Genomic DNA, 23,455 nt, shown 5'->3' with positions numbered 1-23,455 from the left:
ACATGGAAATCACCAACTGCGAGCAGTACGTGCTCGCCGAGCTGGACTACGAGCAGCGCCGCAACGAGCGCCTCGAAGCCGAGAACAACAAGCTGGCCAAGCAGCTCAAATCTATGACCAAGAGGGCCGCGAGCTACTACGAGACGATCACCCGCCCGAAGACGCCCATCGAGGCGCTCGCGGACAGGGTCATGCGCGAGGAGATGCTGACCCGCTTCTCCTATGCCGAGGTGACGGGCGTGGAGGACCTGTATACCGGAAAGACGCTCGACTTCGACGAATGGTGCCACCAAGCGGTGCGCCTGAAGCAGCTGCCGGACGGCATCAGCGAGGAGACGCTCATCCAATTCATGCGCGACGACCTCAAGGCCATCTACGACGCGGAGGTGGCCAAGTGTACCGAGTAGAGGCGGTCGTGTTCGACAAGAGCGACGGCGGCAGGCCGAGGCCGTCGAGTGGTGCCTTCTACGACGTCTGCGCCGGGAGCTTCGAGAAGTGCATGGAGTTCATCCGCGCCAACGCCGTGACCCCGCCGGACTGCCTGCCGACCTTCTACCGCATCGCCCGCGATGAATAGGGCGTGCGCGGGGCAGACGGTCCTCGACCTCTTCCCCACGCCTCCGCGCGACCACGTCGAGGACACGCTCAAATGGATGTGCGACGTGCACGGGTGCGTCAGAGACGAGATAGAGGGCGAGGTCCGCGAGCTGTACCGCGACTTCGGCACCGTCGAGGCGTTCGACCGCTGCAAGGCGCTGGTCGACTTCCATGACGGGAAGATGTGCCACGAGCCGCTCTTATGCACCAGCCCACGGCAGATAGGCGTGTTCGATCCGGATATGAAGGTCCACACGGTGTGGGACCGCTGCTGGGCGGCGACCCACGGCCTGCCGATGGGGCAGGTGTTCAGATTGAGAAGCTGGGACTACGGCCAGAAGAGACCAGGGAGCTGGATGGAATGAGGAGACCGACCGGGGAGGACGCCATAAGGGCCGCAGCGCTGCTGTTGAGCATCCCGCTGCTTTTGGCGTGCCTCCCGCTCATCGCATACGACTGGATTAAGGAGAGGAAGAAATGAACGAGATCACCACGGAGGAGCGCCTCCGCATCGTCGAGGAGCTGAACCGCACGGCCAACGACAGCCTGGGCGGCGATAGCCTCCAGCGCGCGCTGGCCAGAATCACCGGTGCGGAGGACACGAGCTGGCGCGGGGTCATGCGCCGCGTGGCCGAGCTGGCGTACCGCCCGACGACGCAGGTGCAGGTGGCTCCTGACGGCAAGTACCACTGCTTCGCCTGCGGCCACGACGGCAAGACCGACCCGACGTGCGGCCTGAACTACTGCGAGCAGTGCGGGGCGGAGGTGACCAACTGATGGATAGGCCGGACATCTACAGCGACGGGGAGAGGCCGGAGCGCTGCGCGAACTGCCTCCATGTCAGGACGACTGTGTTCCGCAGCGTCTACGGGACCGAGCGCGTCGAGTACGAGTGCATGCGCAGGCACGAGTTCATCCACCGCACCCAGGGCGAGGCGCGCTGCAACTACTGGACCGACGGCGGATACCGTTACGAGGTGAAGCGATGAGGCATTACGAGTTGAGCATCAGGCCGTTCAGGCAGGTGGCGTGCGACAAGGAGCAGGCACTCAAGCCGCTCGAGGAGGCCGCCGAGATTTACGGCGCGTGGCAGGAGCTGATCATCCACGACGGGATGACGCCTGATGCCGACGCGCGTAGGGCGATGCTGCGCGACTACGTCATCGACGAGTGCGTGGAAACCATCCAGGCGGCCGTCAACATGCTCGCGGCGCTCACCATCGAGCAGGGGGAAATCGACATGGCCATCGACCGGATGGACGCCCGCAACGACATGCGCGGCAGGTTCTAGAAAGGAGGAGCAATGGCGAATATAGAGCTACCGAAAGACGCCTACGGGCGCGTCATTCCGCTGGACACCGGGACGCTCTACGGAAAGAACGGCATGGCGAAGTTCATCTACCACTACGACTACGACCCGCGCGGCAAGGTTTGGTACGTCGAGACGGACGAGGGGTCGCGCCGCGTCTCCGAACTCCTACTCGACCGGGACGACAGCTGGGAGAAGTTGCTGGCCGACCTCAAAAGGGGCGCGAGCAGAGTCCATCACCCGGAGTGCGCCTACTTCGGGAGGGACGAGAACGACTGCGATCAATGCGAGGCCGTCTGCTCCTTCGCCTGCAAGAAGATCGCGTTCGGGGACATCGAATCGCGCATCCATAAGTTAATGGGAGAGGACCAATGAGCTATACGAAGATAAGCAACAACGACCGACGCAAGACCGCGCGGCGACTGCGCGACGCGGCCAACTGCCGCAACGTGCAAATATCCCCGAGCGCGCTGGGGAGGCTGATTAAGGCCGAGGACAGGAGCTACCGGGGGATTCTGCGCACTCTCGCCGACCTCATCGAGCCAGCCAAGATTGACTCCGGCACGTCCGACGGGTGCCATTCGTTCGGTGAGCTGTACCACCACAGGGCCGTCCTGTTCTCGGTGATCGTGGCCATGTTCCCGGAGCTCGCGTGGAAGTCGAGGCTCCACGCCGACGGGACGATGCTCGAGGGCATGTTCATCGTCGGTATCGAGACGCCGGAGGGGCAGGCGACGTACCACTTCCGCGAGGGCAAGCACTGGGACCTGTTCCAATGCAGGGTGCTCGACCACGCGCCCGAATGGGACGGTCACACCCCGGCGCAGGCAATCGAGCGCATCAACGGCCTGAAGCGCGTGCTGGTGACAGAGAGGTTCGGCGACGGTTTCGGGGTGGGCGAATGATTGACCGAGACCCGTTCAAATGCTGCCCGTGCTGCGGCACAACCGAGCATCTGGCGCATTCCGCGTACCGTGCCCAGATTGGCGGCATATGGCAGTTCGTTTACTGCGCCTCGTGCGGGGCGCGCGGAGGCGGCGACCCGATGGATGCCAGCGGCGCGCGCGACCAGTGGAACCGTGGGCCTATCCAGATACGGGCGGAGGTGGCCTGATGGACACGATTGAGGACATCCTCGCGGACTGCAACGAGGTGTTCCGCTACGACGAGACGAGGCCGCAGGACCGCGCCCACGCGTACCTCAAGGAGCACAGGGTCTGCCGGGGTTACGACGACACGGCCATGGAGCGCGCCGCCCAGGACATGATCGAGCGCGCCTACACGGTCGGGCGGATGGAGAGCAGCGAGGCGGTGGCGAGGGAGACCGCGCGCATCATCGCCGGGGGAATAGCGAAGGAGCTGGAGACTGATGTGCGATAACGAACCTGGCAGCGGCTACAACCTCCCCGCCGGGTGCACCGATGCGGCAATCGACAGGCACTTCGGCGAGGGCAAGCCCACGTGCGCCGAGTGCAAGCGCATGGTCGAGTGCTGCTGCGACTACGGCATCTGCGAGGTCGAGTTCGACCGGGCGTACGCCGAGGAGTTCGGCACCGGCGACGCCGAGAACTCTAGCTTCGGGGCGATGTGGGCGCTCGAGTGGATACCGAACCACATGAGGGACATGCAGGAGGCGGCGTGCGAAACCTTCGAGAGCTACTAGCGCTGGCCCTTTTGGCGGCGGCCCTGCTGGCGGCATGGGCGTGGACGGTCCGCGCCCTCGCCGCAGGGCTCCTCCTGCTCGCATTCATGGCACTATAGGAGGGACACATGATCGACTGGAAGAGGGCGGGCGGATGCCTGCTCATCATCGCGGCCTGCCTCGCCATAGACGCGGCGGCGGTGGCCGTGATGTTCAAGATGCTGCTGGCGCTGTCGGCGGCGATTGGAGTGGGATAGATGGACAACGGTAAACAGTACGACCAGCACAGGGTTGAGCAGGGAATCACGGCGGCGCTCAAGGCCTTCGAGCTGCTGGGCCTCACGCCGCTGGAGATATTCCAGGCGGCCCGCAGCATCAGCCTGGGCGTGGCCGCCAAGGCCAAGGCCGAGAGCGGGAGGCGCGAGCTGTGAGCGTGTACTGCCCGCACTGCGGCCGCACGCATCCCGAGGGCCAGCGCTGCCCGTGCAGGCCGAGGCCAAAGCGCAGGCCTACGGAGGGCGACGCCACGAGGGCCGAGCGCGAGCCATGGCGCACCGAGTACTCGTCGAGCGCGTACCGCAAGGCGAGGCAGAGGGCCATCGGCAGGCAGCTCGGAAGGTGCGCCGACTGCGGCAGGGTGTGCGCGGAGTATCGCGACGGCCGCTGGTACACGGCGGGCATGGGCGGCGAGGTGGACCACGGCCGCGCGCTGTGCGAGGGCGGCGGCAGCGAGGTGGAGAACCTCACGCTAAGGTGCAAGAGCTGCCACAAGAAGCGCGATGATGCACGCAGGGCGGCGAACAGATAGCTTTTATGCATAAGGGTGTGGCCTCGGACGGGGCTGCACCCCTTTTTATGCACGGCCCCCTACCCCCTCGGAAAATCGGGTTTCTTTCCCCCTACCCCGCGCGCCCCTACCCCGCGCGTTTCGCCACGAAATTGGAGGCCGGTGGGGTTCAGTGCAACGCCAAGGCGAGGTGAAATCGCAACGCTAAATCTCACGGCACGCCTATGCTCCCCATCACGACACGCCGGAAGGGGACGCGACAATGCGCGAAAACGAACTGAAAATCGAGGAAATCGAGATTGACTCGCTCGTTCCGTACGAGAACAACGCGAAGAAGCACACGAGGGAGCAGATAGACGCCGTCGAGGCCTCAATCAAGGAATTCGGCTTCAGAAACCCCGTTATCGTCTGGCGAAACGCGGACGGCCTGCCGGAGGTCGTGGCCGGGCACGCGCGAATTACCGCAGCGAAGAACCTCGGGATGAAGAAGGTCCCGTGCGTCGCGTGCGACGACCTAAGCGATGCCCAGAGGCGCGCGCTCACGCTCGTCGACAACCAGACGACCATGATGACCGGGTGGGACGAGGACCTCCTCGCCTACGAGCTGGACGTCCTCGCGGACGAATTTGACATGGGCGACTTCGGCTTCTCCGAGGAACTCGAGCCGGACGGCCTAAGCGCCGTAGAGGAGGACGACCCCGAGCCGGAGGTCACTATCTGCAGGGCAAAGCGCGGCGACGTCTTCGTTTTGGGAAACCACCGCGTGATGTGCGGAGACTCGACATGCCCTGAAGACGTCGAGAAGCTATGCGGGGGGGTCTCGCGGACATGATCTTGACCGACCCGCCCTATAACGTCGCGCTCGGCCAGCACATGAGGCCATCGGAGAAAAAACAGCTCCAGCGCAGAACGGACGGCCTCGTAATCGACAACGACGAGTTCGAAGACGAGAAGCAATTCGAGGAGTTCCTGCACACAGCGCTGAACGCGGTCGTGCCCCATCTGAAGGAAGGCGGCGCGGTCTACACGTGGCTCGCGGTGATGCACATGCCAGCGTTCGCCTCGGCCCTCGCGCGCGCCGGAATCATGTGCAAGCAGATGCTTATATGGGTCAAGAACACATTCGTGCTCGGCCATCAGGACTACCAGTGGCGTCACGAGGGATGCCTCTATGGATGGAAACCCGGAGCCGCGCACTACTTCACGGACAGCCGCTCCGAGTCGACGGTCTACGAGGACCTCGGCAAAGACCCGCACAAGATGAGCAAGGCAGAGCTCATCGAGATGGTCGAGGCGATGTCAGGCGACAGCGTGGCGACGGACGTGCTCCGCTACGACAAGCCGTCGCGCAACGAGGACCACCCGACCATGAAGCCGGTAAAGCTGTTCGCATACCAGATGCGCAACTCGAGCCGCAAGGGCGAGACGGTGCTCGACCCGTTCGGCGGCAGCGGCACCTCCGTGATAGCGGCCGAGCAGATGGGTCGCAGGTGCCTGTGCATGGAGCTAGACCCGCACTACTGCGACGTGATCATAACGAGATGGGAGAACATGACGGGCCGCGAGGCGGTCCTCGAGACGGGGGAAGTTTGATAAAGAGATGCGAGTCATGCGGGCGCGAGTTCCAGGCGAAGAGGAGCACCGCCCGATTCTGCTGCTCGACGTGCCGCAGCCACGCATACAGGGGCTACGCCTACGTGGGCGAGCTTCAGCCTCCTGCACCAAACGCCGCCATGAGCGACGACGAGGTGCTCGAGGTCATCCAGCGAGCGCACGTCGCCGCCTCGGACATGTCCCGCGCATCCCTCATGACCGCCGCGCCGCTGTGCCTGTCCCTGAAAAAGGCAGCCAAGAAGATGGAGGACGCGCTGCGGGGTGAGGGCCTGTGAAGGGTGCCAAGCCGAAGCACGACGCCATCCGGCGCGGGATAACCGACGCATACGGGCTCGCGGCGAAGACCGACGCCGCCGGAGTCCTCATGCCCGAGGACATCGCCCTCGACCCCGTCCAGAGCGAGATATGGGCGTGGCTGTGCCCGCCGGTGAACAGCTTCTCCGAGCAGGACATACCGACCCTGCGCCTCCTCACCTACTGGCACGCCGTGGCCGAGCAGGCGCAGCAGGCCATCCACAGCGAGGACGGCCGCATAAACATCTTCGACAAGATCGGCGTGAAGCCCTATAAGACACCGGATGGGAGGGAGGTCCCGCTCGTGCGCAAGAACCCGGCACTGACAATCCTCAAGGAGGCATCGAGCGAGATTCGCGCCCTGTCCGACATGCTCGGCCTGTCGCCGCTCGCGCGCTCGCGCATCGGCCTCATGGACGCAACGACGGTCAAGACCGCAGCGGACACGGCGTCGATGTTCCGCTCAATCGACGCGGCCTACGAGCTGCCAGCGGAGGTAGTCGATGTATCGGACGCCGACTAGCTACACGCGCGAGGGCCTCGTCATGGCGCGCGACTATGAGCGCTGCTTCACCTCGATGTGCCGCCACGTCGCCAACGACTCCTACTACGCGCAGCCCTTCTATCTGGAGGAGTTCCAGCGCGAGAATATCTGGAAACCGCTCTTCGCCTCGGGCAAGATGACCGCCAGGGGCTTCAAGCGCAAGTACCGCCGCGCCATCATCGGCCTGCCCTCTGGCTACGGCAAGTCCGAGACGTGCGCCGGAATCCTCCTCACCGTGGCCACCATGGAGCCGGTACACAACGGCCAGTACGGAATGGTGGCGTCGTCGAAGGACCAGATCCGCAACGTCTACGAGAAGATCTGCACGATGATCAAGCTCAACTCGACGTGGCGCGAGCAGTGGGACATCGGGAAGAACATCATCACGCACAAGGAGACCAACGCGAAAATCATGATTCTGCCGAACACGGCGGACGCGCTGGAGTCGTGGCACTTCAACTTCCTGATATTCGACGAGCTGCACACCTACCCGGACTCGAAGGTATGGGACGCCGGGGTCAAGGGACAGAAGGTCCTGTGGAACCCGCTTACCGTGGGAATCACCACGGCCGGGGACAAGCGCGAGGGTTTCCTCTGGGAGATGTACAGCGACAAGGCGCGCCGAGACCCCGGCATGTACCTGTACTGGCTGGGCCTCGACGACAGCGACGACATCGAGAAGCGCGCCGACTGGGAGAAGATCATGGTGGCCTCGTGGGTCAACTGGGAGAGCATCGAGGACCAGAGGGGCATGGCCGCATCCGCCCGCCAGTTCGAGCGCTACACGGCCAACCGATTCCCCAAGGACAACGACGCCTACTCGGTCTTCAAGGCCCCGCAGCTCGACCGCTGCGAGCGCGGCACCAACAGGTTCGACTTCAACAAGCCGTGGACGCTCGGAATCGACGGCGCAACGGCGGGCGACAGTTTCGCGATAGTCGCGTACCAGAAGCGCAAGACCAAGAAGGGGAAGACCGTCTGCCTCACCAAGGAGTGGGTGTTCGACACCCCCGACGAGGAGACGGGCCACTACGACTTCGAGCAGATAACCCAGCTCATCGCCGGGCTGTGCTCGGAGCACTGGCCGCAGGTCGTCGGAATCGACCCCAACCGCCTTATCGTCATGAACTCGCGCCTGCGCGACGTGTACGGAATCGAGACGGTCTCGTTCCCCCAGGACAACGCGACGATGTGCCAGGCCACGTCAATCGTCGTGAACGAGGTCAAGGCCGGGGAGCTGCGCCTGCGCGGCTGCCCAAAGCTCCGCTCGCATCTGGCCAACACCGTCGAGATGGAGCGCGAGCCGTACGGCATGCGCTTCGGCAAGGACTCCAAGAAGTCCAAAATCGACGCGGCCATCGCGCTGGCCATCGCGGCCCTCGCATACGACAAGCTGGTGAGCGGCACGGAGTCCTACGTGCCCGTCAGCTAATCTCACGCGGCCCATACGATGCCCCCGACAGAAAGGGGACGTATGGGACGTTTCTACGACATGTTCTACAAGAGGGAGCCGGTGCAGGACGTCGTGCACGTCACGCTGCCGCCCGGCTTCGCCACGCCGCACGGATACGGCGCGCTCATGTCCATCGACTTCGCCGCCTGCGAGCAGACCAAGGCGCGCAGCATGGCCAGCCTCCCGTTCTCGGTGATGCAGGCCGGGCGCGACGGCCACAAGCGGCTCGACAACCACCCGCTGGCCAAGATTCTAAACGGCATGGCCAACGAGGAAATGACCGCAGCGAAGCTCATGGACTGGACCGTGCTGCGCCGCGACACCTTCGGCAACGCCTACTGGTACGTCGAGTGGTTCAAGGGAAAGCCGGTGGCGATCTGGCCCATCACGGCCAGCGTGATGCACGACTACGACAAGCACGCGCCCAGGGGAAGGCGCACGCGCTACTACGTCTCGCCGGGTGACGACCACGTGCCCGCCGGGTGGTACTTCCCAGACGAGGTCGTGAACATCTCCACGCACATGACCAAGGACGGCGTGAAGGGCATCTCCCTCGCGCGCCTCGCGGCCGAGGAGATCGGCCTGTCCATCGACCTCGAGCGCTTCTACCGCTCCATGCTCCACAACGGAAACCACCAGCTCGGCCACGTCGAGGTGCCCGAGGGCCGCATGGACGAGAAGGACCTGAAGGCACTCCGCGCCGCCGTGGACGCCAAGAGCGGCGTTGCCGAGGCGGGCCGCGCGCCCATCTTCGGCTACGGGGCCAAGTGGGTGACGGACCAGCAGACGATGAAGGACGCATCCGTTATCGAGCAGCAGAAATGGGTGCTCCATCAGGTCTGCCGCGCCTGCAACGTGCCCCCGTGGAAGGTCTACGACAGCGAGGGGGCCACGTACAACGGCGGCCAGCAGATGCGAATCGACTACGTGACCGACACCATCACGCCGGACGTGCGCGACCTCGAGATGGCGCTGCAGCCGGTCCTCGACGCCTGCTACCAGCGCAACGCCAAGGCCAAGTTCAAGCTGAACGGCCTGATGCGCGGAGACGACGCCGCCCGCACGCAGTACTACCGCGAGCTCGGCTACTTCGGCGCGATCACCCGCGCGGACGTGCGCGACCTCGAGGACATGGAACCCGTCGAGGGCATCTACCAGCCGCTGTTCCCGCTCAACTACGGCACCGTCAACGGTGACGGCACCGTGAACGTATTCAACGCAGACAAGCCGAACGGCACAGCCGACGGCACGCAGGAAGGGGCAACGAATGTTCCGAATCAAGAATGAGGCCGAGAAGGCCACCGTGTACCTCTACGGCACCATCGGCAGCGACTTCTGGTCCTCCGAGGAGTCAAACACGGCCAAGAACTTCGCCAGGGAGCTTGACGGCCTGAAGGGCAAGCCCGTCGACATCCGCATCGACTCCCTGGGCGGCGACGTCTACGAGGGCTTCGCCATCGCCTCGGCCATCCAGCGCTACAAGGGCGAGACCACGGCGCACATCGACGGCATCGCCGCATCGGCGGCCTCCTATATCGCAATGATGGCCGACAAGGTCGTCATGAGCAGCTTCGCCCAGCTGATGATCCACGACGCATGGACCTATGCGCAGGGCAACGCGCAGGAGCTGGCCGACGTCGTCGCGCAGCTCGCCGCGCTCGACTCCACCATCGCCGGAATCATCTCCGCGCGCTCCGGCATGGAGCTGGCCGACGTCAAGAAGGCCATGGACGAGGAGACGTGGTACACGGCCGACGAGGCGCTCGAACTCGGCCTCGTCGACGAGAAGGTGGCCACCGAGAAGCGCGTGGCCGACGCGCTCGACCGCACGCTCATGGGCCGCTTCAAGCACGTGCCCGACGACGCAATCGAAAAATCTCACGCCGTGGATACAGTCGCCCGGAGCGAGGAGGGCTTCGTCCTCCTCGGCAACCACGTCTACCGTAAGGAGTAAGCATGCCGCTCAATTCCAAGCAGCTCTGGCAGGAGCGCAGCCGCCTCGCCGAGGAGCAGCACAAGGCCGCCGATTCCGGCGACCAGAACAAGGCCCTCATCATCGAGGGCCAGATTCAGCAGCTCGACCTGACCCTCGAGCACGTCATCGAGGAGGAGGACGCCGCCCGCAACGCGCCCGCCCCCAAGGTCCCCACGCCCAAGGCGTCCTTCGCCGAGCGCATCCTCGGCCCGCGCGACAAGTTCCGAGGCCTCTACCGTGGCTTCAAGAACGAGGCCACCGTCGTCACCGTCGGCGCGCCCACCGAGATCGAGCTGACCCTCGACCCGAAGCCCGACAGCCTGTTCGGCAGCTTCGCCGACACGCTGCGCGAGACCCCCGCCACCGGCTCCGTCACCTACAAGCAGCGCTCCACACAGACGGGCATGCCCGCCACATGGGGCGGCGTGGTCGACGGCACATCCGCAGCCAAGGCCAAGGTCCTGTACTCCTACAAGGACGCCGTGGCCAACAAGGAGACCCTCGCCGGATACGTCCCCGTCTCGGAGGACACGCTCAAGGACTACGACGAGCTTTTGAGCATCATCCAGCACGACCTCCTGCTCGACCTGAACAGCGTCACCGACGACCACATGTTCAGCGGCAACAACTCCACCGGCATCGTCGGCATCAAGAACACCACCGGCATCCTCGAGTTCGAGGAGCACGTCGGCGGCCTGTACTACGAGGCCATCCGCAAGATGCGCACCAAGGTCATGCTGACCGCCAAGCGCGTCCCGACCCACGTGCTCGTCTCCCCGATCATCAAGCAGGAAATCGACCTGTACAAGACCGAGACCGGCCTGTACCAGTCCATCACCGGCGACGTGCTCTGGGGCATGAAGGTCGTCGAAGACCCGAACTGCGACGGCCTGCTCGTGTACGACTCCTACGCAGCCGAGCGCCGCTCCATCCACGGCACTACGGTCGACGTCGATCGCGTCAACGACCAGTTCATCCACAACGAGCTGTGCATCCGCGCCGAGCACACCAAGGCGCTGCAGGTCCGCTACCCCGACGCCTTCTGCTACGCCTCCAAGACGAACCTCGACACCGCAGTGGCGTAAGGAGGAGCCATGGAAACCTACACCTCACCAAAGCGCGTCGTGCGAGACGGCCACCTGGTCGCCTTCGAGGGCGAAGTCATGTCCGCCGACGAGGCCGTGCGACGCGGCCTCGCCATCGAGGCCGTCAAGGCCCCAGAGCCGCAGGCCGAGGACCTGACCGTCAAAGAGATCAAGGCCAAGCTCGACGCCGAGGGCATCGAGTACCCCAAGGCGGCCAAGAAGGAAGAGCTTCTGGCGCTCCTCGAGGCCGACCTCTACGACGACGAGGAGGAGTAGCGGTGCTCGTCCAGCCCTACAGCACGCTGCGCGTCGCCTACACGGACGAGCTGGCACTTGAGACGGAGGCCGCGCCCGACCGCGCGGCCCTCCTTTTGGGCAGCGGAACGTCCCACGAGTACAGGCTCGAGGACGGAAAGCTGAGGCTCCCGCGCATCGCGGCCCCAGATTCCGTGCGAATCAACTGGTATCGCGGTGACGACCTGCTGTTCACCACGTTCCTCGCGGTGGTCACGCGCCACTACTTCAGGCTCGAGCAGCTAAAGGGCATGGACGACACCGACGACTTCTCCGACGTGACCGAGGAGGAGTTCTGGGCCGCGCGGCAGGCGGCCACCGAGACGTTCGAGCGAAACGCGAGGCGCAGCTTCGTGCAGCAGATGGGCGTCACGGAGACCTTCGGCGGCGGCTTCGTCTGGCTCGACCACAACGACGTGGCCGAGGTCCTCACCCCCGGCTGGTCGCTCGTGAGCGACTGCCAGGCGGTCGGCCCCGAGGGGCGCGCGACCATCCGCTACCGCTACGGCCTCACCGAGGTGCCGGAGCGCGTGAGCGAGGCCGTCCTGCGGCTCGCGGCCTACTACCTGCGGCCGTCGGCCACGCCCGAGAGGGCCACGGGCGAGGCCACCGACGCGGGCTTCATCCGCTACACGCTCGCCGGGCGCGACGGCGCGACGGGCCTGCCGGAGGTCGACGCGGCCATAGAGCAGTTCGGCCGGTGCAGGGCGGTGGTCATGTGATCGCCATGCCCTACGCCGAGGCCGCAGCGGCCCTGTTCGAGCGCGCGTCGCTCGTGCTGTCCGAGAGCGCGCTGGCCATGTACGGCGACGGCGGCAAGGTGCCCGAGGTCCACGACCACATCCCGCCGAAGCGCCCGCCGTTCCTCGCGTGGTGCGACCCGCTGGCCGATATGGACAGCACGACGGGCGGGGCCACGAGCGCCGAGTACGCCAAGCAGTTCACGCTGCACGTCTACCTGTTCGCCACGCACGCCAAGTTCGACGTGGCGCGCGAGAGCGTGCAGCGCTGGGTCAACTCGCTTTGCTACGGCATCGCCGCCGACGCGACTCTCGGCGGCGCGGTCGACTGCGCGATTCCGCGCATGAGCGACGCGGGCTACGACTCGACCCCCGACAAGAAGTACGTGGTGGCGGCCCAGGTCGATGTGACCTGCAAGGTCTTCTCGGCCTGCCCAAGAGAGTTCAAGGAGCTGGTGCGCAATGCTTCGCGCGGCTAAGGGTTTCGAGGCCACCTACAACGGCCTCACGTATCGAGCGAAGAAGGGCGAGCAGGTCGAGGGCCTGCCAACGTCCCTCCTGACCATCCTGAAGCGGGACGGAATCGTGAAGGAGTCCCGCACGTCCAAGAAGGAGACGGCAGATGATTAACACATCCATCGGCCTCCTCGGCGTCGCCCGCCAGGAGTCCAAGACCAAGGCCGCGCCGACGCCGACGTTCCGACACGGCCTCACGGGCGGCGGCCTCATCAAGCCCGAGCGCACCGTCGAGCAGAAGAACGTGGCCTGCGGCCTGCGAGCCAACACCACCAACGGGGCCTACGTCTCCGAGGTCAACATGGCCGTCGACTTCGAGACGCTGGCCTACGCCGACTCTCTGGTGCTCTACATCCTCGCTGCCATGGGCAACATCGTCACCACCTCGGCCGAGAAGCCCGGCTACTACAAGCACGTGATCACCCTCGGCTCCGAGATTCCCTTCCTGACCTTCTGGGGCCAGGTGGGCAACACGTCGGCCGCCACGGTGCACAAGGCCACCGGCTGCAAGATCGACACGCTGTCGCTCTCCTTCGAGGGCAACGCGCCGCTCGACATCGGCATCACGGCCGCCGGTATCGACGCCGCCCTGTTCGGCGGCTGGTCCGGCGAGACGGAGCCCTCGTGCTTCGACGGCTACTTCATCCCGACCAACGGCGTGTTCAAGTTCTCCCCCAACGACCAGACCCCCATCGAGGTGCTGGTGACCAAGGGCGAGTTCGAGCTGTCCAACAGCCTCACCTCCTACCGAGGCGCGGGGCGCGTCATCGCATCCGAGGTCGCCGAGTCCAAGCTCAAGACCACGGTGAAGCAGACCATCATCCCCGAGGACTACACCGAGATTCGCAAGGTCCTCACTGGCAGCGAGAACGGCACGACCGTGACCAACAAGGTCGTCTACGGCTCCGCCGCGTGGGACTTCACCCACTCGCAAGACCCCAACTGCACCATGAGCGTCGTCTTCTCCAACGTCCCGTGGAACTGCGAGACGCCCGAGATCGACCCCGAGGGCAGCGCCGCCGAGGTCGAGTTCAGCGCCGACGACATCGGCGTGGCGGCCAAGGACGGCTCCCCCGTGACCATCACCATCGTCAACAAGGTTCAGACCTACGCAGCAGCCTAGGAGGCACTAAATGCTCAAGTTCCACTTCACCCTCACCGACGGCGACAACGACCCCATCGAGTTCGACGCGGGCCGCACATCCAACTGGAAGTCCATCGACGCCATGGCATCCATCCCCGACTCCCCGCACAAGGCGGCCTACAACGACTTCGTCTGGTGCGTGATCGCCGCCGAGCAGGCGGGCAAGGCCAAGGAGGTCGGCATCGAGGGCATGGAGCTGGCCGAGGCCGCCGAGTACATCGCCGACACCTACGACGCCGTCGTAATCGACGACAACACCAAGCTCCTCGCCAAGGAGAAGGACGCCCCTTTAGCATCTGCGCCCGCCAAGTAGCAAGCGCCGCGAGAATCACCGGGGCCTCCCCATACGACATGGCGCGCCTCCTGGACGAGTACCCGTTCGTCTTCGAGGAGTGGCTGGCCCTGTTCGACCGACGCGGCGAGGGCTTCGCGGCCAAGCGCGAGAGGACGAGGGGCGAGCGCGTGCAGCGCCTGTTCGACCGCATGGGGAGGAAGAGATGAGCAGCCTGAGCATCAGGGTCGAGGGCCTCGCGGAGACGCTGAAGGGCCTCCGCGAAATCGACCGCGAGCTGCCGAAGGAAGTAAAGAGGGGGCTGCGCGAGGACGTGCGGCCCCTTTTTGCCGCCTATCAATCCTACGCGCGCGGGCTCGGCGGCTCCGGGCAGTACGCCGCCAACGCATCGATGCGGACCATATCGGCGGGCGTGAAGATCGCCAACAGCGACCCCGGAGCAGGCCCCATCGAGTTCGCAAACCCCGGCGCGTTCTACCTGAACGGCCCCAGGGCGGGCAGGCGCATGGGCGTGCCCCATGCCGGTAAACCGCGTGCGCTCATGCGCGCCGTCGACGAATACGAGGACGAGGTGCGCGACCGCGTGGAGTCGCGCATCGAGAAAGTAATCCAGAGGTACCTAAATGGGTAAGGCATCAATCTCCATCGCCGTCACAGGCTCATACAACGGCTCCGCGCTGGAGAAGGCCGAGCGCCGCCTCGACAGCCTCTCCAAGAAGGCCGTGGCCGCCGGGGGCAACCTAGAGACTGTCGGCGGCAAGCTCGTGAGCAGCGGCTCCAAGCTGGCCAAGGCCGGAGGCGAGATATACAACTACGGCGAACGCGTGGAGCAGGCCGGGCAGAAGCTGATGCCCATCTCGGCCGCCATCGCCGCCGTCGGCGTGGCCACCGGTGCCGCAGCCGTCAAGATCGACACGTCCCTCACGGGAGTGCGCAAGACCGTGGACGGCACCGAGGAGCAGTACCGCCAGCTCAAGGAATCGGCCATCGAGTTCTCCAAGACCAACGCGGTGAGCGCCGACCAGATTCTCGACATCCAGGCGCTTGGCGCGCAGCTCGGCTTCTCAATCGACGAGCTGGACGAGTTCTCGCGCGTGGTATCCGGTCTGGACATCGCCACCGACATGAACGCCGAGCAGGCGGCCACCGAGCTGGCGCAGTTCGCCAACATCGTGAAGATGTCGCACAGCGACGTGAGCCGCTACGGCTCGGCCATCGTCAACCTCGGCAACAACCTCGCCACAACCGAATCAAGCGTCTCGTCCATGGGGCAGCGCATCGCGGCCGCATCCAACCAAGTCGGCATGAGCACGCCGGACATCCTCGGATGGTCCGGTGCCATGTCCTCCCTCGGCATCGAGGCCGAGGCCGGTGGCACGGCGTTCTCCAACACCGTCGCATCCATCGACAAGGCCGTGGCCACGGGCGGCGACGCGCTCGACTCGTTCGCGTCCATCGCCGGTATGAGCGCCGACCAGTTCGCGCAGAGCTGGAAGGCAAGCGCCACCGACACCATGCTGGCCCTCCTCGAGGGCACCAACAGCGCCGAGAACATGACCGTGGCCCTTGAGTCCATGGGCGTGACCGGCATCCGCCAGACCGACGTGCTCAAGCGCCTCGCGGGCAACACGGACCTCGTGAGCCAGGCGCTTCAGGTATCCAACGACGGCTGGCGCGAGAACACCGCGCTGCAGGCCGAGGTCAACAACCGCAACGACTCCATGGCCGCGAAACTGGAGATCCTGCAGAACAAGATCACGGCGGTGGCCGAGGACATCGGCACGCCGCTGGTGAACGCGGCAACCGACGCGGTCGACGCCGCCGAGCCGCTGTTCGAGGCCGTCGAGAACGTCACTCAGGGCTTCGCCGACATGGACGATGGCGCGCAGCGCAACGTCATAGCGCTCGCCGCCGTGGCCGCGGCAGCCTCGCCCGTCCTCACGACGAGCGGGCGAATCGTCAAGACCGTCGGCAACGCCGTCACGGCCGTGGGCAAGGCCAAGCAGGAGTGGGGCGTCTACGCCGACGCGCTGACCACCACGAACTCCTCGGCGCTGAAGACCTACAGCAGCAACGAGAAGCTGAACAAGGCTCTCGAGAAGAACCCGGCGGCCAAGGCGGCCGGAGGCGTCGAGAAGTACGTCGAGGCCGTGCGCGACGCCAACAACGACACGTCCAAATACAACGCGGCCGTCCGCAAGCTGTCCAACGAGCAGAAGAAGGGCAGCAAGGCCAACGCCGAACTCGTCGAGAGCCTCAAGAAGGAAGTCGTCGAGAAGCGCAACGCCATGAACCAGTCGAACGGGCTAGTGAACGGGTACAGGCAGGAGGCCGCAGCGGCCAAGACGACCGAGGCCGCCACCAAGGCGCAGGCCGCAGGCCTCATGACGCTATCGAAGGCGGCAGACGTGGCCAAGTTGGCACTCGCCGCCGTCGGCCCGGCGCTCGTTATCGCTGGCATCACGGCCTTCGTCCAGAGCATGGAGGACGCCAAGAAGCACGCCGACAACCTGAAGGCATCGACCACCGAGCTGGAGGCCGCCGCAGCGGGTGCCAAGAACGAGGTCAAGGAGGAGGCCGGGGCCTTCGACGTCCTCACGGGCTCCACGGGCAGCGCCAAGGCCGACATCGACAAGATGCTCGAGAGCCAGGCGCAGCTGGCCACCACGCTCAAGGACACGAACACCTCGGCCGCCGCGCAATCGGCACAGCTCACGGCCGCGTACGACACCATCAGGGAGTACGCGAACAAGAGCGACCTGAGCACCGAGGCGCAGGGCCGCCTGCGCGCTGCGGTCGATACGGTCAACTCGATGTGCGGCACGCAGATAAGCGTCGTCGACCAGGCGAACGGCAAGCTCGCCGACGAGCACGGTGCCATCAGCGACGTCACGGGTGCGCTCGGCGAGTATGTCGAGAAGAAGCTCGAGCAGATCAGGGTGGACGCGCAGCAGTCGAACCTCACGGCCCTATACGAGCAGCAGGCGCAGGACATCCAGACCCTCGCCGTGGCCCAGAAGGACTACAACGACGAACTCAACCGCTGCATGAAGAACAACCCGCAGATGACGCGCGAGCAGGCCGAGCTGACCGTCAGCTACACGAAGCAGGGCAAGGCACTCGACGAGGCCAAGGCCGCGCTCGGCGCGGTGAACAACTCCATCGACACCGTCACGGAGAGCCTCGGCGCATCCGTGGCCGTGGCAGACGGGGCCACGGCGAGCGTGAAGGACCTCGCGGCGGCGTCCCCGGCCGTCTCCTCCGCGTTCGTCGGCCTCGGGAAGGACCTCGGCCAGTTCTGCGACGACCTCCAGAGCGCCGGAATCAGCGTCGAGGACTTCCAGAGCCTAAGCGACGAGCAGCTGATCAAGCTGGCCGCTTCGTGGGACGGCACCACCGGGAGCATCATCAAGGCCCTCGGCGACATGGGAGTGAAGTGCAAGACCGAGGGGCAGGCGGCGGCCGACAACTGGGCCAGCGGCCTAAGCGCGGGCGCGCAGGGAGCCATCGGCGCGGCCCAGCAGGTCACCGGCTCCACGCTCGAGGAGTTCAAGCGCAACTGCGACGACTACGGCATCGCCGGAGACGCCGCCGTGACGGCCTTCGCCAACGCGCTCGCCCAGGGCGACACCTACGACGTGGCGGCGGCAAAGGCCAGGGAGGCCGTGGGCGGCCTCGACGAGGCCAAGCAGGGCGGCTCCGACGCGGGAACCCTCGCCGGAGCACTGTTCGCCAGCGGCATCACCACCGGAGGCGCACCGACCGAGGGCAACGCGGCGGCGCTGGCCGCAGCGCTGGCGAGCGGCATCTCCACCGCAACCGCCGACGCATCCGCGACGGGCAACTCCGCCGGAGCGGGCTTCGCGCAGGGCATCGCCGACAACACGCCGCAGACATCCAGCAACGCCGCAGGACTGCGCGCGGCCCTGTCCGGCGGCATCGCCCCGGCCCCCGGCGACGCATCCAGCACGGGCAAGTCGGCCGGTACGCTGTTCGCCAGCGGAATCGGCTCCGCGTCCGGCAGCGCGAACGCCAACGCGCGCTCGCTGGCCAGCAACGCCAAGTCCGGCGTCTCCTCCTCCCCCGGTGCCCTCGGCGGCACGGGCAGCTCCGCCGGTTCGAACTACGCGCGGGGCGTCGGCGCGGCGGCTGGGGCATCGAGGGCTAGCGGCTCGTCGCTCGCCAGCAGCGCCTCGTCCGGCGCGAGCGGGTGGAGCGCGTACACGAGCGGCTCGCACCTCGGCCAGCAGTTCGCCAGCGGAATCGGCTCGGCGTGGAACTCCGTCCGCAGCTTCGCCACGTCGCTGGTCAACGCGGCCAAGAGCGTCATGGGCTTCTCCGTGCCGGAGGACGGCCCCTGGTCCGGTGCCGAGAAGGGCGGCGAGACCTCGGGACGCCACCTCGGCGAGAACTTCGCCCACGGCATGCTCGAGGCCCGCGCCGACGTGAGGGACAGCGCCAAGCGCCTCATGGCCACGGCGCAGCTCGACGGCAACGTGGCCTACACGGGCAACGGTGGCACCAAGACCACCGTGGTCAACAACTACTACTCGCTGGGCGACGTCAAGATCGACGCCTCCTCGATAAGCGAGTTCATGACACTCAACGACTTCTTCCAGACCGTCCGCAAGGCGAAGGCAGGGATGTAAATGGCATGGGGCAACGAGGTCTGGCCTACGGGCCAGACCGCCTGGAACACATATATCGAGTGGAAGATCAAGGAGTACGGCGAGAACTCCTGCTATGTGCAGGTCAAGTACAGCTCCTACGTCAAGTGCGGCGACATGCGCGGCACCATCGTCAACCGCTCGTGGGGCGGCCAGTACCGCATGTACGGCCCCGGCTGGTATGGCGATTCCGGCTGGCTCGACGTCGGCTGGGTCAACTACGGAGACCCCGTCACGCGCGAGTGCTCGGCGTGGTACACGGGCTATTCAGGAACCTTCCGCAAGTCGACGTGCAGGGACACCTTCAAGCCCTCGGCCCCGGTCTGGACTCCCCAGACGCCGAGCAACGCCAAGGCCGTGCGCAAGTCCCAGACCCTGAACGTAGTCACGTGGACGCGCAACACCACGGCCGCCCGACCGTACGACGGCATCTACGTCGACCGCCAGACCGACGGCGGCGAGTGGGTGAACATCGCCAAGCCCGGCGGCGACAAGACCGAGTACAGCGACGACACGGTGCGCCCGAACCACACGTACCGCTACCGAATCGGCGCATATAACACGGCCGGAAACGCCGGTGGCCACTCCTACACCGAGACGCTGCGCAACCCGCCGGAGAAGCCCGCAGCGCCGAGCGGTGCCAAGGTCGAGCGCCTGAACGACGAGAAGAACCTCATAACGTGGGCCAACCACGCCATGGACGAGGCCCCCTACTCCGAGGTGCGCATCGAGCGCAGCACGGACGGGGGCGGCTCCGTCCAGATCGCCCACGTGAGCGGCTCGGCATCCTCCTACACAGACCCGACGTGCTCGGCCGACCACTACTACCGCTATCTGGTCCGCGCGTACAACGAGAGCGGCTACTCCGAGCGCGTCATGACCGACCGCACGTTCAACACGCCGTCCGCGCCGTTCAAGCCGAGCGGCCAGCGCACGGGAGACACCTCCGTCGAGCTGACCATCCCGAACCTGTCGCGCACCGCGAGCGCCACCGAGATTCAGCGCTCGCGCGACCGCAAGGACTGGACCACCATCGCCACGGTGACCGGCAAGGCCCTGTCGTTCGGCGACAACCCCGGCGGCGGCACGTTCTACTACCGCGCGCGCAACTTGCGAGGCAGCCTCGTCTCCGCGTGGTCCGAGCCATCCGAGGCCATCGTCACGATCTGCGCCCCGGCGGCACCGACGCTCCTCACGCCGACGAGCGGCGAGGTGCTGCTCGTATCGCAGGGCAGGGTCACGTTCACGTGGCACCACAACCCCATCGACGGCTCCGCGCAGAGCGCCGCCGAGGTCCAGTACTCCACGGACGGCACCGCATGGAAGACGGTGACGGCCGCGACCGCCCAGAGCGCGAGCGTGCCGAACTTCCCCCTCAACTCCACCGTCTACTGGCGCGTGCGCACCAAGGGCGTGCACGCGGACTTCGGCCCATGGTCCGGCAACAGCTCGTTCCATGTCCGGCAGCCCCCGCAGCTCGCCTTCGACGCGCCCGGCCAAACCGTGCGCAACGTGCCGGTCGGCGTGAGCGTGCAGTACGTCGACGCATCCGGCGCGCTCGCCGCCATGGCCGTGGCCATAACCGATATGGGCGGCAACGTGCTCTACGAGGAGGCGCTCGGCACATCCACGGCCACGAGCGTCACCAAGGACGAGTGGATGCCGGAGGACGGCGGCGAGTACCGAATCGTGGCCACGGCCCGAAGCACGAGCGGCCTGCAGTCGACGGCCTCCATGCCCTTCCGCGTGGAGTTCGAGCTGCCGCGCCGCGCCTCCCTCCGCATCGAGGCCGACATCGAGCGCGGCTACGCCGAGCTGCAGTGCATCGTCGACAACAACGACGAGGGGCAGGACGTCGAGAGCCTTAGCATCTGGCGCGTCACGCGCGACGGTGAGAGGCTGATCGCCTCCGACCTGTCCGACGGCTCGTCGGTGGTCGACCGCTACGCGCCGCTGAACACCGAGTACAGCTACCGCGTGGCGGCGTATGCGGCCTCGGGCGCATCGAGGGCGACGGAGCACCCGGGCAGCATCAAGACGCCCTACTGCTTCGTCTACTACGGCGACGGCCTCATGGCCCGCGCGCAGTTCGACCCCACCGAGCAGCGCAGCCTCGAGCGCGCCAACCGCACGCTCGTGCGCTACGCAGGCAGGGCCTATCCCGTCCTATACGACGCCGGTGGCATCAGCGACACCCGCCCCCTGACCGCGCACGTCATAGGCGAGGAGGAGGTGCGCGCCTTCGAGGACCTCATCCTCTACCCGCGCGCCATCTTCAAGAGCGTGGCCGGTGACGTGTTCCACGTCGCCGCCGACGTGAGCGTGAACCGCGACCTGTGCATGCCCACGACGCACGCCGACATCAGCCTCTCGCTGACGAGGGTGGACGGTGAGGCCCTGTGATCTGGACAGGTTTCCGGCGAGAGTCTTATATCTACCGCCGCGTCACGTGGCCCGGCCTCGTCGAGGCCGAGGACTACGGCATGTTCACGGGCGGGCGGCTCACGCACTCCGCGCTATCGCAGCTCCGCTCCCAGGGCACGCTCGACTTCTCCGGCAGCGCCATGCCCGACGAGCACGACCTCGTGCGCGTGTACTACCAGATGGAGGACGAGCGCGGCGAGGCCGGGACGTTCGCCCTCGGTACGTACTTCTGCAGCATCGGCACGCCGAAATATAACGGGCCGCTGGTATCCGGCAGCGTCGACCTCGAATCGACGCTGCGCCTCGCGGTCAAGGGGAAGTACGGCCGCTACTACACGGTCAAGGCGGGCACCAACGCGGTCGCGCACGCCGACGGCATCTTCAAGCGCCTCGGCCTCCGGACGAACGAGCCGCGCTGCGACTACGTCCTACCGAGGGACGTGGTGTACGAGCCGGACGACAGCTGGCTGACCATAGCCAACGACCTCCTCGCCATGGCCGGGTTCGCATCGGCATACCCCGACGCCTACGGAGTCATCCAGATGGTTCCGTACGTCGAGCCGCAGGCGCGCAAGCCGGTGCGCACGTTCAACGACGGCGTCGACTCCATCATGCTCCCCGAGGTATCCAGATCGGACAACGCGGACGACATACCGAACGCCGTGTACCTGACCTACGAGACGGAGGAGGAGAGCCTCTGGGCCGTGTGCCGGAACACCGACCCCAACTCCCGCGCGTCCATCCCGTACAGGGGCTACGAGGTCCCGCTCGTCGACCAGGTGACGGAGCTCACGGGCGCGACCAAGGAGGAGCGCCTAGAGGCCCTCAAGGCCAAGGCCAAGGCGAAGCTCGTGGACAACTCCTCGTCCATCGAGTACGTCGAGTGGGGCCACCCGTGGGTGCCGCTGCTGCCCAACGACGCGGTCGGCATCGACTATCTCACCGCCGGGCTAAATTGGCGCGGTGCGATAACGGAGCAGGAGATAGAGGTCGGAGGCCACTGCGCGGTGACGGGCAAGGCCCGCCGCTTCATCCGCTCCGGCTTCGTCACCGAGACGGAGGGAGGGTCATGGTAAGCGGCCACGAACTGTACGAGCTGCTGTTCGGCGGGACTGGCGCAAAGGAGTCCCACACGTGGGGCACCGTCGCCGCAGTCAACCAAGACGGGACCGCCGACGTGCGGCTCAACCCATCCATATCGACCACCTGTACGTGCCTGGCCGAGGTGAAGGCCGGGGACCGCGTGCTGGTGCTCGTGTTCAAGCAAGGAGCAGTAGTGCTCGGGAAGGCGGTCTAGATGCTCATAGACCTCACGCTCGACATCGAGAAGGGCGCCAACCGCTTCTCGACGCTCGACAACCCCATCACGCTTAGGCAGCAGGATGCCGAGGCGTACGTGTTCAACGTCAACCTGCGGCAGGGAGGCGCGGTGCTCGACCTCACGGGCATGACCGTGCGCTTCTACGCGCTGCGCCCGGACGGCGGTAAGGTCATCGACGGCGAGAACGTCGCAGTGCTCTCCGCGCCCGACGGAATCGTGCAGTACACCGTCCCCGCCAAGCTCACGCAGGCGGCAGGCGACATCCCGACCTCGTACATCCGCATCAGCTCGGGCGACTGGTCGGCATCAACGGGCAACATCGCCATCAGGGTCGTCCCCTCGGTGGCCATCGAGGCCACGGGCGGCGACTACATCCCCGAGATCGACCACCTCATCAACGCGCTCGAGGCGCAGCGCGTCACCTACGGCAACGCCGAGGATATGCGCGCGTCCGAGTGGCAGGCAATCATGGACGAGGTTATCAACGCGCGCGGACGGGCTGACGCCGCGGCAGACCGCTGCGTGGCCGCGCTCGCGTCGCTCAAGGTCGGCTACGACGACCTGACGGACGACGCGAAGGAGAAGATCGCCGCGATGGCGAGCGCCGGAGTGGTATTCGCCACGCACGCGGAAATCGACGAGGCGTACGAGTCCATCATCGCCCCGGCAATCGGCACCGACACGGTCCTCGACGGCCTCACCCAGGAGGACTACGACTACGCCTTCGGTAAGGTTTTCGGCCAGTAAAGGAGAAATA

At 66.1% G+C, this 23,455-nt stretch carries 34 protein-coding genes; all 34 read left to right on the top strand.

Translation table 11 applies throughout. From position 1 onward, the window contains the following. Positions 1-2: 2 nt before the first annotated feature. The 34 genes from DW899_RS07495 to DW899_RS07350 all read left to right on the top strand — a co-directional run bounded on the left by DW899_RS07495 (position 3) and on the right by DW899_RS07350 (position 23,445). Positions 3-407: a hypothetical protein gene (locus DW899_RS07495; RefSeq protein WP_117800520.1), complete on the top strand. Its 405-nt coding sequence runs from the start codon at positions 3-5 to the stop codon at positions 405-407. Beyond that, positions 395-577: a hypothetical protein gene (locus DW899_RS10485; RefSeq protein WP_147349739.1), complete on the top strand. Its 183-nt coding sequence runs from the start codon at positions 395-397 to the stop codon at positions 575-577. The genes DW899_RS07495 and DW899_RS10485 overlap by 13 nt, the downstream gene beginning before the upstream one ends. Continuing rightward, on the top strand, positions 570-962 hold the full coding sequence (locus tag DW899_RS07490) for a hypothetical protein (protein WP_147349738.1): 393 nt from the start codon (positions 570-572) through the stop codon (positions 960-962). Before DW899_RS10485 ends, DW899_RS07490 begins: the two co-directional genes overlap by 8 nt. A gap of 112 nt (positions 963-1,074) precedes the next feature. After that, on the top strand, positions 1,075-1,374 hold the full coding sequence (locus DW899_RS07485) for a hypothetical protein (protein ID WP_117800518.1): 300 nt from the start codon (positions 1,075-1,077) through the stop codon (positions 1,372-1,374). 74 nt (positions 1,375-1,448) lie between these two features. Continuing rightward, positions 1,449-1,586, top strand: a complete 138-nt coding sequence (locus DW899_RS10590; protein WP_158566596.1) for a hypothetical protein — start codon at positions 1,449-1,451, stop codon at positions 1,584-1,586. After that, complete coding sequence (locus DW899_RS07475; RefSeq protein WP_117800516.1) at positions 1,583-1,888, top strand: hypothetical protein; 306 nt, start codon at positions 1,583-1,585, stop codon at positions 1,886-1,888. The genes DW899_RS10590 and DW899_RS07475 overlap by 4 nt, the downstream gene beginning before the upstream one ends. A gap of 12 nt (positions 1,889-1,900) precedes the next feature. Beyond that, positions 1,901-2,281: a hypothetical protein gene (locus DW899_RS07470; RefSeq protein ID WP_117800515.1), complete on the top strand. Its 381-nt coding sequence runs from the start codon at positions 1,901-1,903 to the stop codon at positions 2,279-2,281. Next, positions 2,278-2,811 (top strand): hypothetical protein, encoded by a 534-nt coding sequence (locus tag DW899_RS07465; protein WP_117800514.1) that lies wholly within the window; start codon positions 2,278-2,280, stop codon positions 2,809-2,811. Before DW899_RS07470 ends, DW899_RS07465 begins: the two co-directional genes overlap by 4 nt. 208 nt (positions 2,812-3,019) lie before the next feature. Next, positions 3,020-3,286, top strand: coding sequence for a hypothetical protein (locus DW899_RS07455; RefSeq protein ID WP_117800512.1), 267 nt, complete (start codon positions 3,020-3,022; stop codon positions 3,284-3,286). After that, the gene (locus tag DW899_RS07450) at positions 3,276-3,569 is read left to right on the top strand and encodes a hypothetical protein (protein WP_117800511.1); all 294 of its coding nucleotides are present in this window, start codon (positions 3,276-3,278) and stop codon (positions 3,567-3,569) included. Before DW899_RS07455 ends, DW899_RS07450 begins: the two co-directional genes overlap by 11 nt. A 107-nt stretch (positions 3,570-3,676) precedes the next feature. Beyond that, entirely contained in the window at positions 3,677-3,805 is a 129-nt protein-coding gene (locus DW899_RS10850) for a hypothetical protein (protein WP_255415080.1), read from the top strand. Further along, complete coding sequence (locus tag DW899_RS10585) at positions 3,806-3,979, top strand: hypothetical protein (protein ID WP_158566595.1); 174 nt, start codon at positions 3,806-3,808, stop codon at positions 3,977-3,979. Then, positions 3,976-4,356 carry an HNH endonuclease gene (locus tag DW899_RS07445; RefSeq protein WP_158566594.1) on the top strand — a complete coding sequence of 127 codons (381 nt, stop codon included), beginning with the start codon at positions 3,976-3,978 and terminating at the stop codon, positions 4,354-4,356. Before DW899_RS10585 ends, DW899_RS07445 begins: the two co-directional genes overlap by 4 nt. A 241-nt stretch (positions 4,357-4,597) precedes the next feature. Further along, positions 4,598-5,167, top strand: a complete 570-nt coding sequence (locus DW899_RS07440; RefSeq protein ID WP_117800509.1) for a ParB/Srx family N-terminal domain-containing protein — start codon at positions 4,598-4,600, stop codon at positions 5,165-5,167. Further along, a complete protein-coding gene (locus DW899_RS07435; RefSeq protein ID WP_158566593.1) occupies positions 5,164-5,928 on the top strand; it encodes a site-specific DNA-methyltransferase in 765 nt (254 codons plus the stop codon). Before DW899_RS07440 ends, DW899_RS07435 begins: the two co-directional genes overlap by 4 nt. After that, positions 5,925-6,224: a hypothetical protein gene (locus DW899_RS10480; protein ID WP_147349737.1), complete on the top strand. Its 300-nt coding sequence runs from the start codon at positions 5,925-5,927 to the stop codon at positions 6,222-6,224. Before DW899_RS07435 ends, DW899_RS10480 begins: the two co-directional genes overlap by 4 nt. A gap of 89 nt (positions 6,225-6,313) precedes the next feature. After that, on the top strand, positions 6,314-6,766 hold the full coding sequence (locus DW899_RS07425; protein WP_147349736.1) for a P27 family phage terminase small subunit: 453 nt from the start codon (positions 6,314-6,316) through the stop codon (positions 6,764-6,766). Then, a complete protein-coding gene (locus DW899_RS07420) occupies positions 6,747-8,219 on the top strand; it encodes a terminase large subunit domain-containing protein (protein WP_117800505.1) in 1,473 nt (490 codons plus the stop codon). Before DW899_RS07425 ends, DW899_RS07420 begins: the two co-directional genes overlap by 20 nt. A gap of 18 nt (positions 8,220-8,237) precedes the next feature. Continuing rightward, on the top strand, positions 8,238-9,527 hold the full coding sequence (locus DW899_RS07415; protein WP_117800504.1) for a phage portal protein: 1,290 nt from the start codon (positions 8,238-8,240) through the stop codon (positions 9,525-9,527). Further along, positions 9,508-10,194, top strand: coding sequence for a head maturation protease, ClpP-related (locus tag DW899_RS07410; RefSeq protein WP_117800503.1), 687 nt, complete (start codon positions 9,508-9,510; stop codon positions 10,192-10,194). The genes DW899_RS07415 and DW899_RS07410 overlap by 20 nt, the downstream gene beginning before the upstream one ends. Before the next feature lie 2 nt (positions 10,195-10,196). Beyond that, the gene (locus tag DW899_RS07405) at positions 10,197-11,300 is read left to right on the top strand and encodes a phage major capsid protein (RefSeq protein WP_117800502.1); all 1,104 of its coding nucleotides are present in this window, start codon (positions 10,197-10,199) and stop codon (positions 11,298-11,300) included. 9 nt (positions 11,301-11,309) lie between these two features. Beyond that, positions 11,310-11,576 (top strand): HeH/LEM domain-containing protein, encoded by a 267-nt coding sequence (locus tag DW899_RS07400; protein WP_199570297.1) that lies wholly within the window; start codon positions 11,310-11,312, stop codon positions 11,574-11,576. Between the two features lie 2 nt (positions 11,577-11,578). Continuing rightward, positions 11,579-12,316 (top strand): hypothetical protein, encoded by a 738-nt coding sequence (locus tag DW899_RS07395; protein WP_117800501.1) that lies wholly within the window; start codon positions 11,579-11,581, stop codon positions 12,314-12,316. After that, positions 12,313-12,813 (top strand): hypothetical protein, encoded by a 501-nt coding sequence (locus tag DW899_RS07390; RefSeq protein ID WP_147349735.1) that lies wholly within the window; start codon positions 12,313-12,315, stop codon positions 12,811-12,813. The genes DW899_RS07395 and DW899_RS07390 overlap by 4 nt, the downstream gene beginning before the upstream one ends. Next, a complete protein-coding gene (locus DW899_RS10580) occupies positions 12,797-12,964 on the top strand; it encodes a hypothetical protein (RefSeq protein WP_158566592.1) in 168 nt (55 codons plus the stop codon). Before DW899_RS07390 ends, DW899_RS10580 begins: the two co-directional genes overlap by 17 nt. Further along, entirely contained in the window at positions 12,957-13,973 is a 1,017-nt protein-coding gene (locus tag DW899_RS07385) for a hypothetical protein (RefSeq protein ID WP_117800499.1), read from the top strand. Before DW899_RS10580 ends, DW899_RS07385 begins: the two co-directional genes overlap by 8 nt. Before the next feature lie 10 nt (positions 13,974-13,983). Then, positions 13,984-14,307 carry a hypothetical protein gene (locus DW899_RS07380; RefSeq protein ID WP_117800498.1) on the top strand — a complete coding sequence of 108 codons (324 nt, stop codon included), beginning with the start codon at positions 13,984-13,986 and terminating at the stop codon, positions 14,305-14,307. Between the two features lie 38 nt (positions 14,308-14,345). Next, positions 14,346-14,495 (top strand): hypothetical protein, encoded by a 150-nt coding sequence (locus tag DW899_RS10575; protein ID WP_158566591.1) that lies wholly within the window; start codon positions 14,346-14,348, stop codon positions 14,493-14,495. Next, the gene (locus tag DW899_RS07375) at positions 14,492-14,917 is read left to right on the top strand and encodes a hypothetical protein (RefSeq protein ID WP_117800497.1); all 426 of its coding nucleotides are present in this window, start codon (positions 14,492-14,494) and stop codon (positions 14,915-14,917) included. The genes DW899_RS10575 and DW899_RS07375 overlap by 4 nt, the downstream gene beginning before the upstream one ends. Beyond that, positions 14,910-18,935 (top strand): phage tail tape measure protein, encoded by a 4,026-nt coding sequence (locus DW899_RS07370; RefSeq protein WP_117800496.1) that lies wholly within the window; start codon positions 14,910-14,912, stop codon positions 18,933-18,935. Before DW899_RS07375 ends, DW899_RS07370 begins: the two co-directional genes overlap by 8 nt. After that, positions 18,936-21,356, top strand: a complete 2,421-nt coding sequence (locus DW899_RS07365) for a fibronectin type III domain-containing protein (protein WP_117800495.1) — start codon at positions 18,936-18,938, stop codon at positions 21,354-21,356. It abuts the gene before it with no gap. Then, positions 21,353-22,453, top strand: coding sequence for a hypothetical protein (locus tag DW899_RS07360; RefSeq protein WP_117800494.1), 1,101 nt, complete (start codon positions 21,353-21,355; stop codon positions 22,451-22,453). Before DW899_RS07365 ends, DW899_RS07360 begins: the two co-directional genes overlap by 4 nt. Next, entirely contained in the window at positions 22,447-22,674 is a 228-nt protein-coding gene (locus tag DW899_RS07355; RefSeq protein WP_117800493.1) for a hypothetical protein, read from the top strand. Before DW899_RS07360 ends, DW899_RS07355 begins: the two co-directional genes overlap by 7 nt. Continuing rightward, entirely contained in the window at positions 22,675-23,445 is a 771-nt protein-coding gene (locus DW899_RS07350; RefSeq protein ID WP_117800492.1) for a BppU family phage baseplate upper protein, read from the top strand. It abuts the gene before it with no gap. Positions 23,446-23,455 lie beyond the last annotated feature (10 nt).

The sequence above is a fragment of the Collinsella sp. AM41-2BH genome (assembly GCF_003468085.1).
In the GTDB taxonomy this organism is placed as follows: domain Bacteria; phylum Actinomycetota; class Coriobacteriia; order Coriobacteriales; family Coriobacteriaceae; genus Collinsella.
Note: the sequence above shows the minus strand (reverse complement) of the source record. Positions and strands in the feature narration are given on the sequence as shown.